The organism is Galactobacter valiniphilus, assembly GCF_003575975.1.
In the GTDB taxonomy this organism is placed as follows: Bacteria; Actinomycetota; Actinomycetes; order Actinomycetales; family Micrococcaceae; genus Galactobacter; species Galactobacter valiniphilus.
This window is the reverse complement of sequence record NZ_QQXK01000009.1, coordinates 58,275-74,178: the sequence shown is the minus strand read 5'-3', so window position 1 is coordinate 74,178 and position 15,904 is coordinate 58,275. Positions and strand designations below refer to the sequence as shown.

Below are 15,904 nucleotides of genomic sequence, written 5' to 3'. Positions count from 1 at the left end.
TCCAACGCGTGCCGGGCACCCAAGCGAGGAGGGGCACGACGGCGCCCACGCGCCGTCGTGCCCCTCCTTGTGGTGGGTGCGTTGGTTGCAGAGCCTGGATCAGGCCGGGAGCTCGACCACCTGGCCGGCGAAGGTGAAGCCTCCGCCGAAGCCGAAGAGCAGGGCGCGGCCGCCGCGGGGCAGCTCGCCGGCGTGCCAGGCCTTGGACAGGGCCAGCGGCACCGAGGCCGCGGAGGTGTTGCCCGAGTACTCGACGTCGTGCAGCACGATGTGGCGCTCGGTGGCGCCAAGGCCCTTGGCGAGCGGCTCGATGATGCGCAGGTTCGCCTGGTGGAAGGCCAGGACGTCGATGTCGTCCATCGTGACGCCGGCCTTGGCCAGGACGGCCTGGGCCTCCTTGACCGAAGCGGTCAGCGCCCAGCGCATGACGTTGCGGCCGTTCTGCGAGAACACCGGCGGGTTGCCCTCGACCACCACGGCGTCGGCCATCCCGGGGACGGAGCCCCAGTGCACGGGCGAGACCTTGAGCTCGGCGCTCGCGCCGAGCACCACGGCGCCCGCGCCGTCGGCCGTGAGCACGCACGTGGCGCGGTCGGTCCAGTCGGTGACGCGCGAGAGCGTCTCGGAACCGATGACGAGGGCCGTCTCGGCCACGCCGGCGCGGATCGACTGGTCTGCGAGGGCCACGGCGTACTCGAAGCCCGAGCAGGCCGTGTTGATGTCGAGCACGGCCGGGCGCGTGAAGCCGAGCTGGGCGCTCACGCGGGCGGCGCCGTTGGGGCTGCGCGTGTCCGAGGTGGTGCTCGCGACGATCACGAGGTCGACGTCGCTGACGCCGGCGTCCTCGAGCGCCATCTTCGCGGCGGCGACCGCCATGGTGGTCGTGTCGTCGGCGTCGGTGGCGATGCGGCGCTCGATGATGCCGGTGCGCGTACGTATCCACTCATCGTTCGTGTCCACGAGCTTCTCGATGTCGTGGTTCGTCATGACGTGGCTCGGCTGGAAGTGGCCGAGGCCCAGAAGGGCTGAGCCACGAGGAGTGGGGATGGTCATGTCTGTACGGTAGCAAGCCGAACGCTACGAGACGGTGTGCATGTCCGCCACGGCATGTACTTCGCTCCCCCGCCGACGGCGCTGGGAGGCCACGGCGAAGAGCGCTCCGGCCAGCAGGAGCGCCACGCCGGAGCCGAAGGTGACCCACAGCGCCGTGCCGTGGCCGCCGCTCAGGGCGAGCTCGCCGCCGAGCCAATTGCCGAGCGAGGTGCCGAGCGTCATGCCGGCGCTGAGCAGCGTCATGACCAGGCCCAGGCGGTGGGCCGGCGTGCGGGTGCCGGCCGCCGAGAACACCGTGACCAGCACGGGGCCGATGGGCGCGCCCACGATCAGCAGCGCCACGGCGAGGTGCCACGGCTCGCGCGCGAGCCAGAGCAGGGCCAGGGCGGGCAGGAGCAGCGCGGCGCACGCGAGCCAGCGGCCCTGAATGCTCCAGCGGGCAGGCCAACGCGACACGCTCAGCGCCGCGAGGCCCGAGGTCAGGCCGAGCGTGGAGTAGATGAGGCCGCCCGTGCCTTGATGCCCCGTCTCGTCGGCGAGGGCCGTGGAGACCGTCGCGAGCGAGCCGAAGACCGAGCCGATGCTGAGCATGCCGAGCAGCAGGAGGCCGAGCAGCGCCCACGGGACGGACCGCGGCGAGGAGGGGGCCGCCGGGACGTCCCCGTCGGCGGCGTCCGCGCTGGCGGCGTCCGCGCGGGCGGCGTCGGTCCCCGCCGTGTCGGCCGGCGCCGGCGTGCCGGGCAACGGCTCCACCGCGTGGGCGCGGGAGCCGTAGGCGGAGGTGGAGTGCAGGGCGAACCACGGGATGAAGATCGCCGTGAGGACGAGTGCCACGAGCAGCGGGACGGTGCCGCCCCAGAGCGCGGCGATGACGCCCACCGCCGCGGGGCCGAGCACAAAGCTCAGCTCGTCGACGGTGGACTCGTACCCCTGGGCCGCGTCGAGCGAGCGGGCGTCTGCTGGGCGCCCGGCCCAGCGGCGGATCCACCGCACGCGCGTCATGGGACCGGCCTGCGGGACCACGACACCGGCGCCGGCGGCGGCCAGGGCGAGGGCGGGCGTGACGCCGCGCTCGGCCCCAGGGGCCGCGAGCAGGAAGGCGATGAGGGCCGCGACGTAGAGCACGGCGGAGACGAGGAGGGTGGGGCGCTGGCCGAAGCGATCGGAGGCGAGGCCGCTGAGCGGTGCGCCCACGGCCACGCCGATGCCGGCGATTGCGGCGACGGCTCCGCCTGCCGCCACGTTGCCCGAGACGCCGACGACGGCGGTCAGTGCACCGATGACAAGCATCGAGAGGGGGAGCCTGGCGAGCGCCGAGACGAGGAAATAGCTCGGCCCGGCGGCCTGGAGCAGGGAGGAGAGGCCCGCGAGGGCGGGCGAGGACTGGGCCACGAAAGGACCTCCGGAGTTCCCCGGGCACAGGAATGCCCGGCGTGCGACGTCCCTGCCTCCCGTCGCACCGGACCCTAGGATGACCGGCTCAGTCTACCCGGGGCCGCCGCGTTCCGCCCGGGACGGCATCCCCGGGTGGCGACGGCGCGGCACCCGAGGCGACGTCCCTGCGGCGGAGCGGGCCGGCACCTCGCCGTGCCAGCGGGCTTAGTCCGCTTCCCCTTCCGGCTCGGCTGCCGCCCCGGCCACGCCCACGAGGCGTAACGACGAACCGTGCCGCGTCTTGTCCACGCGCACCTGCGCCCCGATGCGCTGACCCAGCTCGGCGACGTGGGAGACCACGCCCACCAGGCGGCCGCCGCGGCGCAGTTGGTCCAGGCCGTCCAGCACCAGCTCGAGCGTCTCGGGGTCCAGCGTGCCGAAGCCCTCGTCCACGAAGAGGGTCTCGACGTCCACGCCGCCGGCCTCCTCCTGCACCACGTCGGCGAGGCCCAGGGCCAGGGCCAGGGAAGCCATGAAGGTTTCGCCGCCGGAGAGCGTCTCGGGGGCCCGCCTGCTCCCCGTCCAGGCGTCCTCCACGGCCAGGCCGAGGCCCGAGCGCTTGTTGCCGCGCTTCTCGTCCACGTGGACGAGCCGGTAGCGGCCGTCGCTCATGGCATCCAGGCGCAGGGTCGCCGCCTCGGCTACGGCCTCGAGCCGGGCCGCAAGCACGTAGGTGGAGAGCGACATGTTGAGCCGGTTCTCGCCGTTGCCCGAGGTCAGGTCCGCGATGGCCTTTGCCACCTTGGCCCTGGCCATGAGCGGGCCCAGCTCGCGGTCCAACCCCTCGATCACGCCGCGCCGCGCGGCGAGGTCGGAGCGCAGGTCGGCGGCAAGCGTCGCGGCGGAGGCCAGGGCATCGCGCTCCCCCGCCGCCGCGGCGGCGCGCTCCTGGGCCTGCGCGAGGGCGTCCTCGCCCGGGACCTCGAGGCCCTGCTCGCGGGCGGCGAGGGCGCGAACGACGGGCTCGGAGGTGGAGGCCTCGAGCACGGCCGCCTCCTGCGCGGTGCGGGCACGCACGGCGGCCGCGAGCTCCTCGGCGGCGGCCGCGGGCAGCACGGCCGCCGTTGCTTCCTCCGCGCTCAGGCCGGCCTCGGCGAGGCGAGCGCTTGCCCGTTGCGCCGCCGCCCCGGCCTCGGTACGGGCCGAGGTGAACTGCTCGTGGGCGCGGGCCGCGCCGTCGACGACGCGGGCAAGGTCCGCCACCGCGGCGCGGCGCGCCGCGACGTCTGCATGCCCCGCGGCCGCCCCCTCGTGCTCGGCCTCCGCCGCCGTGGCGGCCGCCTCGGCCTCCGCCGCCTCCGCGCCGCGCCGCGCGTGCTCCTCGGCTGCCGCCGCGGCGGCGAGCTGGGCCTCGCGGGCCTGCTGGGCGTGGGCTCGCTCCGCCTCGATCGCCCGTTCCCTCGCGGCGGCGCGCTCCTTCGCCTCCGCCGCCGCCTGGCGCGCGCCATCCAGCACCGCCCGCGCGGCCTCCGGCGCCAGTCCCCCGGCGGCCGCAGCGTGTTCCCCGAGCAGGGTGCGCGCCGCCTCGTGCGCGGCCAGCGCCTCGGCGTGGGAGCGCTCGGCGGCTGCCACCGCGGCATCCGCCGCCGCGATGGCCTCGGTTGAAACCTCCTGCAGCCCCTCCTGCGTGGCCGGGTGCGGGTGTTCCGTCGAACCGCAGACGGGGCAGTCCGCGCCGTCGCTCAGGCCGCTGGCCAGGATCGCCGACATGGCCTTCTCGCGGCGGACGCGCAGCGCGTAGGCGGCCTCCCTGGCCGCGGTGCGGGCGGCGTCTCGCCCGCGTTCCGTCTCCGCTGCCGTGGCCTCGGCGGCGCGGGCCTCCTCAGCGCGCTGGGCCGCGGCGAGCACGCGCTCGGCGTCCGTCACGCGGGCCGTCGCGGCCTCGAGCGCGCCCGGTTCCTCGGGCAGGGCGAGCGCCGCCAGCCGGGCGGTCTCGGCCTCGGCCCGGGCTGCTGTGACTGCCGCGGCCGTCTGCGTCACGGCGGCCGCCGAGCGGGTGAGCTGGGCCTGCAGCGCCGCGGACGAGCCGCGCAGCGCACGCGCGCGTTCCTCCGACTTGAGCGCCTGCGCTGCCACCTCCTCGCGGGCGGCGGCCGCGGCTCGCCAGAGCTCGAGTTGCGCGGCAAGCGCTGAAGCACCCGCGGCGTCAGCGGCCTGCCCCGGTGCTGAGGACGCGGCGGAGGCCGCGCGGAGGCGCCCGTGCAGATCGGCCCACGCCTCGGCGTCGAGCCCCTCGCCGGTGAGGGTGCGCGCCGGCAGCTCCGCCAGGGCGGCGGCAGCGGCGCCGAGCCGCTCGGCCGCCTTCCCCGCCCGCTCGGCGGCGACGGCGCTGGCGTCCAGCTCGGAACGCACCGAGAGCCCCGTGCGATGCAGGGCGAGGCGCGCGGAGCGCTCCGCCGCCGCTTCACTCCCGGCCGCCAGCTCGGCAGCACGTGCCTCGTAGGTGCTCAGCGCCATGGCGTCCCCGGAGCGCGTGCGCAGCGCGCCCAGTTCGGCGGCCAGCCGTTGGGCCTCGGCGTCCCCCTCGGCAGCGGCCCGCGCCGCCGCCGCCTCCCGCTCCCCGGCCAACCCGAGCACGGCGTCGAACCACGCCCCCTCGCCCGGCTCCGGGGCGCTCGCGGCGGCCTCCCCCACGGCCTCCACGGCCTCGACCGGGTCGGCCGTCTCGCCGCCCCCGGCGTCACCGGCGTCGCCCACATCGCCGCCACGGGGTGTGCCCCCCGCCGCCGGCGGAAGCAGCGCCGCGGCGACGGCCTCGGCGCCGAGCCGCTCGCCCGCGTGCCGCGCGGCGTCCTCCGCGAGGGCCGTGCGGATCTGCCCCTTCTCGCCCGCCGCCAGCTCGGTGAGCCGGCGGTGCTCGGCGGCGGAGGCCGTGGTGCGGTCGAAGACGCGGGTGTCGAAGAGCCGCTTGAGCAGCGCCTCGCGGTTCTTGTCGTCGGAGCGCAGGAAGGCAGCGAATTCGCCCTGCGGGAGCATGGCCACGCGCGTGAACTGATGCACGTCCATGCCGAGCACGGTGGAGATCTGCTGCCCCACCTCGTCGAGGCGCGTGGAGAGCGCCGCGTACTCGCCGTCCACCAGCTCGGCGAGCGCCACCGAGGCGTTGGCGCGCGTGAAGCCCGTCCCGCGCTTCTTGGGCCGCTGCCATTCGGGGCTGCGCGTGATGCGGAAGCGCCGCTCGCGCACCGAAAACTCGAGCTCCACCTCGGGGATCGCGTCCTCGGTGGCGTAGTGCGAGCGCACGCCCTTCTCGGAGCCGGCGCGCACGCCGGGCAGGGTCCCGTAGAGCGCAAAGCAGACGGCGTCCAGCACGGAGGTCTTGCCCGCGCCGGTCTCGCCGCGCAGCAGGAAGAGCCCGGCCTCGGAGAGGGCGTCGAAGTCGACCGCCTCCGTGCCGGGGAAGGGGCCGAAGGCGTTCAGGCGCAGGCGGTGGAGCCTCACTTGGCGTTCTCCTCGAGCTGGGCGGCGGTGACGAGCGAGGTGAGGAGCTCGTCCTCCTCCTCGTTGACGGGGCGCTGGCGGACGTGGTCCACGAAGCCGCGTGCGACGAGCGCCGGGTCGGCGGCGTCGCGGCGGACGCGCTCGCGGTAGCCGAGGTGCGCGTCCTCGCGATCGCGTTCGGGCTCCCAGCGCAGCACGAGCGCGTGCGGGAAGCGGGCCCGGAGCCGTTCCATGGGCCGTTCGGGGCGCTGCGGATCGGTGAGCGTGAACTGGCACCACGCGTCCTCGGCATGCGCCAGTGAGGGATCGCTCAGCAGCGTCTCCAGGGTGCCGCGCAGGCGCGCCAGGGGCCGCGGCGGGGGCCAGGGCAGCTCCGTGACCCGGGCCGGGGCCCCGGGTTCCAGATCGACGAGCAGCCCCACCTTGTGTTGGCTCGCCTCGGAGAAGGAGTAGGGCAGGGGGGAGCCGGAGTAGCGCACGTGCGGCAGGGGCGCCTGGGCGCCGTGCAGGTGCCCGAGCGCCGCGTAGTCGACGTCCTGGAAGAGGGTGGCGGGCACGCGGTCCAGCTCCCCCACCGCGAGCGGGCGTTCGGACTCGCTCGCCTCGCCGCCGGCGGCAAAGACGTGGGCCATGACCACGACGCGCTGGGCTCGCCCCGACGCGGCCTCGGCCCGCCGCGCCGCGTCCGCCCGCACGCGCTCCAGGGCGGCGCGCACCACGGGTGTGTGCCCCGGCTCGCTCACCCCGAGCGGCGCGGCAACCAGCCGCGGTTCGAGGTACGGCAGCGCGTAGACGAGCACGTCCTCCTCGGCGCCGGCCAGCACCACAGGAACGTCGAGATCCTCCGGACGCGTGCGCAGATGCACACCCGCGGCCTCCATGAGCCGGCCGCCGAAGCCCAGGCGCACCGCCGAGTCGTGGTTGCCGCTCGAGACGATGACCTTGACGCCCGTCTCCACGAGCCGCGCCAGCGTGCGGTCGAAGAGCTGGACCACGTCCACGGCGGGCAGGGCCCGGTCGTAGACGTCCCCGGCGATCAGCACGGCGTCCACCGCGTGCTCGGTCACCGCGGCGACGACGCGATCCATGGCGAGCTCCTGCTCGGCCAGGAGCGAGGAGCCGTGGAAGGTGCGGCCGAGATGCCAGTCTGAGGTGTGCAGGAGGCGCATGCCTTCACCCTACGGGCGCACCCCGACGGCGTGAGGCAGCGGCCCGCCGCCGGTGCACGGGCTGGGCCGGTGAGGGGAAGGGCTTTCGTAGACTGGGGCGGTGAGCAACGCCTTCTCCCCCGCCCCCCTTCCCTCCCGCGAGGCCCTGCACGGCCTCCTGCTCGGCACGGCCGCCGCCTCCGCCGCCGCCCGCGGCAGCGACGGTTCTCGCCCCGGCGCCGAGGCCACCTTGCAGGTGGCCCTCCTCGACGGGCTCGCGGATGCCGTGGAATGGGCGCAGGCCGGCGTGGGCGCCGACGACGTCGCCTGCCTCTGGCTCGGTGCCCTGCGCTGGGTCAAGGCCGTGGACGGCGCAGTGCCCGACGGCGCGCCGGAGCCTCCCAGCCGCGGCGTCGCCTCCGCGCTGGGCGCCCTGGCGGACGCCGAGGGCGGCGACGCCCAGAACCTGGCGGGCCTGCGTTCCCCCGAGATGAGCCAGCCGCATCGACCCTTCAACCGCCCGGCAGCCACGGTCCCCGAGCTGGCCTCCACCGACGGCCCGGGTGTCCTGGCCCGCGCCCTGGGGCTCGGCCTGCTTGAACACGCCACCGAGGAGGACGTGCGCCGCTTGGCCACGTGGTCGGCCGCCTTCTCCCACGGCGCCCCCGCGGCCCACGCGGCAGCGGCAGACGCCGCCGTCCTGATGCGGGCCCTGCGCACCGGCGCCGAGCCCGTCGCCGCCCTGCGCGAGAGCCTCGCCGCGCCCAGCGAGGGCGAGGCACGCGAGGCGCTGCGCCGCGGCGTCGGGCACGTCATCACGGCCCTGGAGGCCGGCTCCTCCCCGTTCAGCGGGGCGCTGGCAGCGGCCGGCGAACACGACGAGGCGGCGGCGATCGTGGCCGGTGCCCTCGCCGGAGCGCTCACCGGACCGAGTCAGGTTCCGGCGGCCCGCGTCAGCGACGCTGAAAACGCCGCCGCGCTCCTGCTCGCTGACTCCCTCGGCCCGGCCCTGGGCTCGTAGGCTCGCCGCGCCTCGCCGGAGGGATCGGCATGAGCGGGCGGCCGGCGGCAGCGCCGCCCGCGGCCCGCTCTTGACGGCGCCTAGCGCCCCTCGGGCCAGGACCCGCCCACGGCCTGCAGGAACTCGGGCTCGGAGAGGATATGGATCTTGCGGCCCTGATCGCGCAGCGCCAGGACGTGCCGGGCCTTGCGCGTCAGGCGGCCCGTCGTGAGGTCCTCGGGCACAAAGCCGTCGCCCACCACCAGGACGGTCGTGGCCCGCGTGACGCGGTCGGCGGTGCGGGCGCCCACGATGGCCGCGCGCACCTTGGCCTCCGGGCGGGGAACGCCGAGGTCACCTGTGAAGACGAGCGTCTCGCCGAAGAGCGGATTGCTCGGATCTGCCTGCGCGTTGGGCTCCGGGTTGGGGCCCTCCGTGGGCCACGGCTTGCCCGGCTGCTTCGGCAGGACGTGTCCCGCCGCCCGCCAGCCCCGCGCGTCAACGAGCTCGGCGCACTCCGGGTCGCCCGGCGCGAAGGCGTCTTGGTGCCCCAAACCCAGCCCCACGGCGTCGAACAGCGCATTGACGCTGTCCGCGCCGTGACGACGCGCGGCGTCGATCGCGATGTGGGCGCACGCCTCGGCGTCGGCGAGGGCCTCGTGGTGGCTCGTCAGCTCGTAGCCGGCCGCCGCGGCGGCGAAGGGCAGCGAATAGGAGGCAAGGTCGTAGGTGCGCCGGGCCAGCTTGACCGTGCAGCCGTAGTCCACGGCGACGCCGGCGGCGCCCGAGGCCTGCAGGCCGGCCTTGATGACGCCCACGTCGAAGGCCGCGTTGTGGGCCAGCAGGACGTCGTCCCCCACGAACGCCGCGAGGCGCTCGTACGTCGCGGCGAAGCGCGGCGCGCCCTCCACGTCCTCGGGCCGGATGCCGTGGATCTGCACATTGCGCGCGTCGAAGTGGTCGAAACCCTCCGGGGGGCGCATGACCCAATAGTCGGTGTCAACGACTCGGGAATCGCGCACCTTCACGAGGCCCACCGAGCAGGCGGAACCACGGAAGCCGTTGGCGGTCTCGAAATCGATGGCCGTGAAATCGACGGCCATGCTCACTTCCCTTCGGTGTCCGGCACCTCGGCCGAACCGTCTTCTCCGCCCGTGCGGGCGATCTTCTTCGCGCGGTTGAGGCTCCACACGCGCCAGCCGATGAAGGCGAGCACGAGGAGCGCCACGACGGCGATGATCACGTTTTGCAGCAGGCCGGAGATGTCCTCGACGATGTGCCAATGATCCCCCAGCCAGAACCCGGCCATGATGAAGATGGTGTTCCAGATCAGCGAGCCGGCCGCGGTGAGCGCCAGGAACTTGCCCTGATGCATGCCGGTGATGCCCGCCGGGATGGAGATCAGCGAACGGAAGATCGGGAGCATGCGCCCGAAGAACACGGCCTTGGTGCCGTGCTTGTCGAACCACGCCTCGGTCTTGTCCACGTCCTCGACCTTGACGAGCGGGAGCCGCTCGAAGACCCAGCGGGTGCGCTTACGGCCCAGGGCCCGGCCGATCCAATACAGGGCGTAGGCGCCCACGATGGATCCGATGGTGGCCCACAGCAGCGCCTGCCACAGCGGGAAGAGGCCGCGGCCGGCGGCGATGCCGGCGAGCGGCAGGATCGCCTCGGAGGGGATCGGCGGGAAGAGATTCTCGAGCGCCACCGCGATGCCGGCCCCCACGGGACCGATGATCTCCATCAGCTCCACGAGCCAATTGGCGATGCGCAGAAGGAAGGACTGGTTCGAGTCGTCGGTGGCCGCCGTGGCGGCAACGCCCGCCAGGATGAGTGCGGTCATGGGGCTCGTGTGCTCCTTGGGTTGTGGCCGCGGGATGGGAAAACTGGCGCGCACGGCGCCGCTGTCGGGAAGCGTCCAGTCTACGCGAGTACCCTTTTGAACCATGCTTGATTCCCTGGCGTCGGGGCTCGACGCCCTCACCTCCGCCGCGTCCGCTTCCCTGGTGCAGGGCTCGCTCCTGCCCGATTGGCTCAACCCCAATGTGTTCCTGCAGAACTCTCCGCTGGGGCCCGCCATCGTCTTCGTGGTGGTGGCGATCATCTTTGCCGAGACGGGCCTCCTGGTGGGCTTCTTCCTCCCCGGCGACTCCATGCTCTTCACGGCCGGCATGCTCATGGCCACGGGCGCCATCCAGTTCCCGCTCTGGCTCGCGATCCTGCTCTTCATCGTGGCGGCCATCGTGGGCAACCAGAGCGGGTACCTCATCGGCAAGAAGGCCGGACCGGCCATCTTCAACCGCCCCGACTCCAAGTTCTTCAAGGCCGAGCACGTGGACAAGGCGCAGGCCTTCTTCGACAAGCACGGCGGCAAGGCGCTGATCCTTGCCCGATTTGTGCCGATCGTGCGCACCTTCGTGCCCGTCATCTCCGGCGTGGCCCGCATGGACGCCCGCCGCTTCTTCGTCTACAACGTGATCGGCGGCGTGGCCTGGGCCGGCCTCGTGACGCTGCTCGGCGTGTGGCTGGGCCAGATCCCGTGGGTCGGCAAGAACATCGACCTCATCTTCATCGCGATCGTGCTGATCTCGGTGGTGCCGATCATCGTGGAGCTGCTCAAGGCTCGCCGCGCCGCCAAGAAGGATTCCGAGCCCGCCGCCTGAGCTGGCCCCTTCCCCACTCCGATTCTGGGGAAAGACAGAGAACGACGACGCGCCGGTCACCTCCCGTACGGGAGGTGACCGGCGCGTCGTCGTTCAGCTGGCGTCCGCCCGTCTCAGCCGAGGCGGGCGGAGAGCAGCCGCACGAGCTCCGGCAGCAGGGAGCGGAAGGCCTGACCGCGGTGGCTGATGGCGTTCTTCTCTTCGCTGGAGAGCTCGGCGCAGGAGCGCGTCTCGCCGGCGGGCATCAGGATCGGGTCGTAGCCGAAGCCGCCCTCGCCGCGCGGGGCCGTCAGGAGCGTGCCGCGCAGTTCGCCGAAGTGCACCACGTCCTCGCCACCGGGGACTGCGGCGGCGGCCGCGCACACGAAGGCGGCGCCGCGGCGCTCGTCGCCCTCCACATCGGAGAGCTGGGCCAGGAGCAGGTCCAGATTGGCCTGGTCGTCGCCGTGCTTGCCGCTCCAGCGGGCGGAGAGGAAGCCGGGCGCACCGCCCAGGACGTCCACGGCGAGGCCGGAGTCGTCGGCCACGGCGATGAGGCCAGTGGCCTCGGCGACCTCGCGGGCCTTCAGCAGCGCGTTTTCGCGGAAGGTCACGCCGGTCTCGCGCACATCCGGCGCTCCCACGGCGGCCGCGTCCACGACGTGGCGCTCCACGTCCAGGCCGGGCACGGCGCCGTCGAGCAGCTGGCGCAGCTCGCGGACCTTGCCCTGGTTGTGGGTGGCCAGGACCAGCAGTGCCTCGCTCACTTGTCCCAGCCCAGCACGTTGCGCTGGATCGAGGCGAGCTCGGCGTTGCCGGCGAGGGCCAGGTCCAGGAGGGAGTTGAGCTCGTCGCGGTCGAAGGGCGCGCCCTCGGCGGTGCCCTGCACCTCAACGAAGGTGCCGGAACCCGTGACGACGACGTTCATGTCGGTCTCGGCGCGGGCGTCCTCGACGTAGGGAAGATCGAGCATGGGGACGCCGTCGATGATGCCCACCGAGATCGCGGAGACCGTGTCCGTGAGGACCTCGGCGTTCTTCTTCACGAGGCCCTGCTCGCGGGCCCAGGTCACGGCGTCGGCCAGGGCCACGAAGGCGCCAGTGATGGACGCGGTGCGCGTGCCGCCGTCGGCCTGGAGGACGTCGCAATCAAGGACGATGGTGTTCTCGCCGAGCGCCTTGGTGTCGATGATGCTGCGCAGAGAGCGGCCGATGAGGCGCGAGATCTCGTGCGTGCGGCCGCCGATCTTGCCCTTGACCGCCTCGCGCGTGTTGCGCGTGTTGGTGGCGCGCGGGAGCATCGCGTACTCGGAGGTGACCCAGCCGGTGCCCTCGCCCTTGAGCCAGCGCGGCACGCCCTCCGTGAAGGAGGCGGTGCACAGCACGCGGGTGTTGCCGAACTCGATGAGGGCCGAGCCCTCGGCCTGCGCGGACCAGCCGCGGGTGATGGTGATGGGGCGCAGCTGTTCGGGGGTGCGGCCGTCGGCGCGCGTGATGGGGTTGGTCATGGTTTCCATCGTAGTGCTCGGGCGTGCGGGGGCGGGCGCGACCCCGCCCCCGCTGTGGGGTGCTAGAGCACGGTGATCTTGTCAACGTAGAACATGGGCACCGTAGTGTTTCCACCGATCTGCGTGTCATATGAGTACGAGCCCATGGACGTCGCGTGCACCTTCACGATGTCGTCAGTAACAACGTCGTCCAGGATTGAGCAATCCGACTCCGTGTCACCAGCAACCAGCATCGAGTTGTGCTCGTAGTTGTACTTGCTGCTCTGCCGCGATTCCGAAACGTTGGCCCGGAACACGCACTCGCCAGTGGCGGCATCGAACTGCGTGACCTGCCCATAAAGCACGAACGACTTGCCCTTGCTCGAGTCCGGCTTTTTCACGAGCTTGTTCAGATCGCGAACACTCAACGATTTTGCGGCCTTAATGCGCTCCTTGCGCGACAGGTCGCTCACATCGCCGAGATTGTTGTCGCCAACAGGAGCAGTCTCCACAGGTTCCGGCGTGGCCTCTTCGGTGCTCTCGACCGGAGTCGGTGTGGGGGTCGGAGTGCTTGCGGCAGCTGAAGTGCTCGGAGCTGCCGAGGTCTGCGGCGCGGAGCTCGTCGCGGTCTGCGACGTTTCGGAAGCAGCATCCGTCGCGGCGGGGCTGCAGGCAACCATCGCCAACGTCGCGAGCATTGCGATGCCCAGGCCTACTGACTTCGCCGCCTTCTGTCGATTGATCATCATTCCGCCTCCTGTAAGCAATAACGGTGACGCCTACTAGACAGGCATCATCACGAAATTATCAGACCATAAGCAGCCGACAACAATAACAATGTATTCGCATGAACTTTCACCTCTCCGCGGGCCACAGCTCGCCGCCGGGCACCTAAACCGACTGCGCGCCCGCCTGGCTTGTTGGCGCACCAGGCATGCGTTCAACACCGGCCGACGCCGAGGCCTGAGTCGCCGCGATTCCATCCGATGCAAGAGTCCACCCAGGGCTAGCCGCACCGCGTATCAACCTCGCTTCCACCGCTCTCGCACCCCATCTGCAGCCAGGCTGGTCAGCATTTGCCGCGAGGTCGCGTGGCCCGAAGCTGGGCGCACCGCGAAATTTCTCGCCATCTTGCGAAGAGGGCGTTGGCAGAGGCACTAGCACTTGACCGATTGCAACGTGGGTTCAACGACCTGACGGCACCTGCCCGTCGGGACCGCGTCTCCGCCGGATCACGCGGAGGAATATTCGTGCATTAGGTGCGCGAGCCGGGCCCTACAGCACGAACGGCCCGGGCAGCTTCCCGTTGACCCGCCCGTAGCGCACGGACCATTCCTCGCCGTCGTGGCTCCGGTGCGCGATCGTGGCGCGCTGCGGATCGGAGCGGCGCCACTTCAGCGCGGACATCGCTGCAACGGCACCGAGCTCGCCATCCATGCTGCGCGCAAACACGTGGCACACGAGCTCGCCGTCTCCCGCGCGCTTGCCCCGGTCCCAGCCGTCCACGTAGCCGAGCCCGCGTTCCTCGAGCGCCTGCTGCACGTCCTCGACGGCACGGCGCAGCAGGCCCTCGTCCGCCGACTTCCGCCCGGCCGGGAACTGGATGACGACCCAGTCCATGAGCTCATCGTCGTGTTCCGCGAAGCCGCGCCCCAGAACGGGGGCGGCAAGTTCCTCGAGCGGCACGGCCTCGGGTCGCAACCCCGTCTCCGTGAGCCTGCCCGCGCGCCCCAGCAGACCCTCGCGGACGATCCACTCCCCCGTCTCGAGGCTGGGCCAGATCTGCACGAAGCGGCGCGGCTCGCCGGCGAGGAAGAGGTCCACGGCTCAGCCGCCGAGCACCTGATCGCGCTGACCGCCGGCCTTGCGCAGGGCCTCGGCCAGGGAGACCGGGATGCGGGACATCGAGCTCGTCTTGGGCGCCTCGAGCCGGTTGCCGGTGCGCACGCCGTAGGTGACGCCGGAGACCGCGACGGCCAGCTCGCCGTCGTACTCGCCCCTGGCCTCCTCCAGCACGGTGGCCTCGTCGGTCCAGACGGGGATGTGGGTGAGCAAGAGGCGCTCCACGTCCGCCGCGCGGGCCGCCTCGCCGGCGCGCTTTCCGGTCAGATGCACGCCATCGATCGCGTCGTCGCGCCCCTCCTGGAAGGCCGCCTCGCACAGGAAGAGGTCGGCCTCGTGGGCGGCCTCGACGAGGCCGTCGCAGGAGTCCGTGTCGCCGGAGTACGTGAGCACGGACGTGGCCGTCTCCCCGTAGAGCTTCTCGGTGGCCTCGACGCGCAGGGCGTAGGCCTCATCCACGGGGTGGCGCACGGGGTACGGCGTGACCTTGAACGGCCCCACCTTGACGGTCTCCCGGGGCGTGAAGGCGCGGAAGTCGAAGTCCTCGTGCATGCCCGGATCGCGCGGCAGGCCGTACGCGTCGGCCATGCGATCGCCCGTGGCCGCCGGGCCCCACACCAGGATCCGGTCGCGTCCCCAGCCGGCCGGGTCCCAGTGCACCGCCACGTGCAGGCCGCACAGGTCCATGCAGTGATCCGGGTGCAGGTGGGAGATGAAGATCGCGTCGATGTCCTTCAGGTCCATGTAGCGCTGCAACACACCGAGGGAACCGGAACCGAGGTCCATGAGGATGCGCCATGGGCGCGTTCCGTCGTGGGCGGTCAGCAGGTAACACGACGCGGGGGAACCCGGGCCAGGGAAGGAGCCCGTGCTCCCGATGATGGTCAGCTTCATGGCGAAACGTCTCCTTCGGAGCGCGCGGCCGCGATCATTTCGGGCGTGATGCGCTGCAGGGCGGCGGTCGGGAAGTGTTGGGCCACGTGGTCGGCGTGTTCGACGCCGCGCACCTCGGGGCCCAGGAAGCGCCTGGCCAGGGTTTCGAACGCCGCGGCGTCCCCCGTGGCGACAAAGTGGTGCTCGCCGGTGCCCGGGTCGGGGGTCTCCAGCCCCAGGCGCGCGAGGGAGCGATAGACGTCCTTGGCGGTCTCCTCCGCCGACGAGACCAGCGTGACGTCGTCCCCCATGACCAAAGACAGTACGCCCGTGAGCAGCGGGTAGTGCGTGCAGCCGAGCACCAGCGTGTCCACGCCGGCGGCCTTGAGCGGCGCCAGGTACTCCTCCGCCGTGGCAATCAGCTCGGGCCCGGAGGTGATGCCCTGCTCCACAAACTCCACGAAGCGCGGGCAGGCGGCGGAGACGATCTCCAGCTGCGGGGCGGCGGCGAAGGCGTCGTTGTAGGCGCGCGAGCCGATGGTCGCCTGCGTGCCGATGACGCCGATCTTGCCGTTGCGGGTCGCTGCCACGGCGCGGCGCACGGCCGGCTGGATGACCTCCACCACGGGGATGCCGTAGCGCACGGTGTATCGCTCGCGCGCGTCGTGCAGCACGGCGGCGGAGGCGGTGTTGCACGCGATCACGAGCAGCTTCACGCCGGCGTCGACGAGCTCGTCCATGATGCCGAGGGCGTTGGCACGTACGGTGGCCAGCGGCAGCGGGCCGTAGGGGCCGCGTCCCGTGTCACCCACGTAGTGCGTCGACTCGTGCGGCAGCTGGTCGATGACGGCCCGCGCCACGGTGAGCCCTCCCACGCCGGAATCGAAGATGCCGATGGGTGCCTCGGCCTCCGGTGCGTGGGAGGTCGCTGCCGCGCCGGTGGCGCGCTGGGCGGGGAAGGTCACAGGATTCCGTTTCGGTGGTG

General features: G+C 72.7%; 14 protein-coding genes. 2 read left to right on the top strand and 12 right to left on the bottom strand.

The features are described 5' to 3' along the window. Window positions 1-99: 99 nt before the first annotated feature. From DWB68_RS06060 to DWB68_RS06045, 4 genes are all read right to left on the bottom strand, one after another. Window positions 100-1,053 carry a beta-ketoacyl-ACP synthase 3 gene (locus tag DWB68_RS06060; RefSeq protein WP_119424254.1) on the bottom strand — a complete coding sequence of 318 codons (954 nt, stop codon included), beginning with the start codon at window positions 1,051-1,053 and terminating at the stop codon, window positions 100-102. A gap of 24 nt (window positions 1,054-1,077) precedes the next feature. Beyond that, window positions 1,078-2,445, bottom strand: a complete 1,368-nt coding sequence (locus DWB68_RS06055) for an MFS transporter (RefSeq protein ID WP_119424253.1) — start codon at window positions 2,443-2,445, stop codon at window positions 1,078-1,080. A 207-nt stretch (window positions 2,446-2,652) separates the two neighbouring features. Next, window positions 2,653-5,928, bottom strand: coding sequence for an AAA family ATPase (locus tag DWB68_RS06050; RefSeq protein WP_119424252.1), 3,276 nt, complete (start codon window positions 5,926-5,928; stop codon window positions 2,653-2,655). Further along, complete coding sequence (locus tag DWB68_RS06045) at window positions 5,925-7,097, bottom strand: exonuclease SbcCD subunit D (protein WP_119424251.1); 1,173 nt, start codon at window positions 7,095-7,097, stop codon at window positions 5,925-5,927. The genes DWB68_RS06050 and DWB68_RS06045 overlap by 4 nt, the downstream gene beginning before the upstream one ends. 100 nt (window positions 7,098-7,197) lie before the next feature. On the opposite strand from DWB68_RS06045, the gene DWB68_RS06040 reads away from it, so the two are divergent. Then, on the top strand, window positions 7,198-8,097 hold the full coding sequence (locus DWB68_RS06040) for an ADP-ribosylglycohydrolase family protein (protein WP_119424250.1): 900 nt from the start codon (window positions 7,198-7,200) through the stop codon (window positions 8,095-8,097). An 80-nt stretch (window positions 8,098-8,177) separates the two neighbouring features. Here the strand turns inward: DWB68_RS06040 and DWB68_RS06035 are convergent, their stop codons facing one another. Continuing rightward, window positions 8,178-9,179, bottom strand: coding sequence for an exonuclease domain-containing protein (locus DWB68_RS06035; protein ID WP_119424249.1), 1,002 nt, complete (start codon window positions 9,177-9,179; stop codon window positions 8,178-8,180). Window positions 9,180-9,181: 2 nt separating this feature from the next. Continuing rightward, on the bottom strand, window positions 9,182-9,919 hold the full coding sequence (locus tag DWB68_RS06030) for a DedA family protein (protein ID WP_119424248.1): 738 nt from the start codon (window positions 9,917-9,919) through the stop codon (window positions 9,182-9,184). A gap of 103 nt (window positions 9,920-10,022) precedes the next feature. On the opposite strand from DWB68_RS06030, the gene DWB68_RS06025 reads away from it, so the two are divergent. Continuing rightward, window positions 10,023-10,739, top strand: a complete 717-nt coding sequence (locus tag DWB68_RS06025; RefSeq protein ID WP_119424247.1) for a VTT domain-containing protein — start codon at window positions 10,023-10,025, stop codon at window positions 10,737-10,739. A 113-nt stretch (window positions 10,740-10,852) separates the two neighbouring features. Here DWB68_RS06025 and rdgB read toward each other — a convergent pair whose 3' ends face one another. From rdgB to murI, 6 genes are all read right to left on the bottom strand, one after another. Then, on the bottom strand, window positions 10,853-11,494 hold the full coding sequence (gene rdgB / locus DWB68_RS06020) for an RdgB/HAM1 family non-canonical purine NTP pyrophosphatase (RefSeq protein WP_119424246.1): 642 nt from the start codon (window positions 11,492-11,494) through the stop codon (window positions 10,853-10,855). Continuing rightward, window positions 11,482-12,225 (bottom strand): ribonuclease PH, encoded by a 744-nt coding sequence (gene rph / locus DWB68_RS06015; RefSeq protein ID WP_199700395.1) that lies wholly within the window; start codon window positions 12,223-12,225, stop codon window positions 11,482-11,484. The genes rdgB and rph overlap by 13 nt, the downstream gene beginning before the upstream one ends. Window positions 12,226-12,287: 62 nt before the next feature. Then, a complete protein-coding gene (locus tag DWB68_RS15965; protein ID WP_147391602.1) occupies window positions 12,288-12,953 on the bottom strand; it encodes a hypothetical protein in 666 nt (221 codons plus the stop codon). 526 nt (window positions 12,954-13,479) lie between these two features. Next, on the bottom strand, window positions 13,480-14,028 hold the full coding sequence (locus DWB68_RS06005; RefSeq protein WP_119424243.1) for a hypothetical protein: 549 nt from the start codon (window positions 14,026-14,028) through the stop codon (window positions 13,480-13,482). A gap of 3 nt (window positions 14,029-14,031) precedes the next feature. Beyond that, window positions 14,032-14,940 (bottom strand): MBL fold metallo-hydrolase, encoded by a 909-nt coding sequence (locus DWB68_RS06000; RefSeq protein WP_119424242.1) that lies wholly within the window; start codon window positions 14,938-14,940, stop codon window positions 14,032-14,034. Beyond that, window positions 14,937-15,884 carry a glutamate racemase gene (gene murI / locus DWB68_RS05995; protein ID WP_119424241.1) on the bottom strand — a complete coding sequence of 316 codons (948 nt, stop codon included), beginning with the start codon at window positions 15,882-15,884 and terminating at the stop codon, window positions 14,937-14,939. Before murI ends, DWB68_RS06000 begins: the two co-directional genes overlap by 4 nt. Window positions 15,885-15,904 lie beyond the last annotated feature (20 nt).

Bases quoted from the DNA above. Each gene is read 5' to 3' on its own strand.
- DWB68_RS06060 (WP_119424254.1), bottom strand. From the start codon at position 1,053: ATGACCATCCCCACTCCTCGTGGCTCAGCCCTTCTGGGCCTCGGCCAC.
- DWB68_RS06045 (WP_119424251.1), bottom strand. From the start codon at position 7,097: ATGCGCCTCCTGCACACCTCAGACTGGCATCTCGGCCGCACCTTCCAC.
- DWB68_RS06035 (WP_119424249.1), bottom strand. From the start codon at position 9,179: ATGGCCGTCGATTTCACGGCCATCGATTTCGAGACCGCCAACGGCTTC.
- DWB68_RS06030 (WP_119424248.1), bottom strand. From the start codon at position 9,919: ATGACCGCACTCATCCTGGCGGGCGTTGCCGCCACGGCGGCCACCGAC.
- DWB68_RS06025 (WP_119424247.1), top strand. From the start codon at position 10,023: ATGCTTGATTCCCTGGCGTCGGGGCTCGACGCCCTCACCTCCGCCGCG.
- rph (WP_199700395.1), bottom strand. From the start codon at position 12,225: ATGACCAACCCCATCACGCGCGCCGACGGCCGCACCCCCGAACAGCTG.
- DWB68_RS15965 (WP_147391602.1), bottom strand. From the start codon at position 12,953: ATGATGATCAATCGACAGAAGGCGGCGAAGTCAGTAGGCCTGGGCATC.
- DWB68_RS06000 (WP_119424242.1), bottom strand. From the start codon at position 14,940: ATGAAGCTGACCATCATCGGGAGCACGGGCTCCTTCCCTGGCCCGGGT.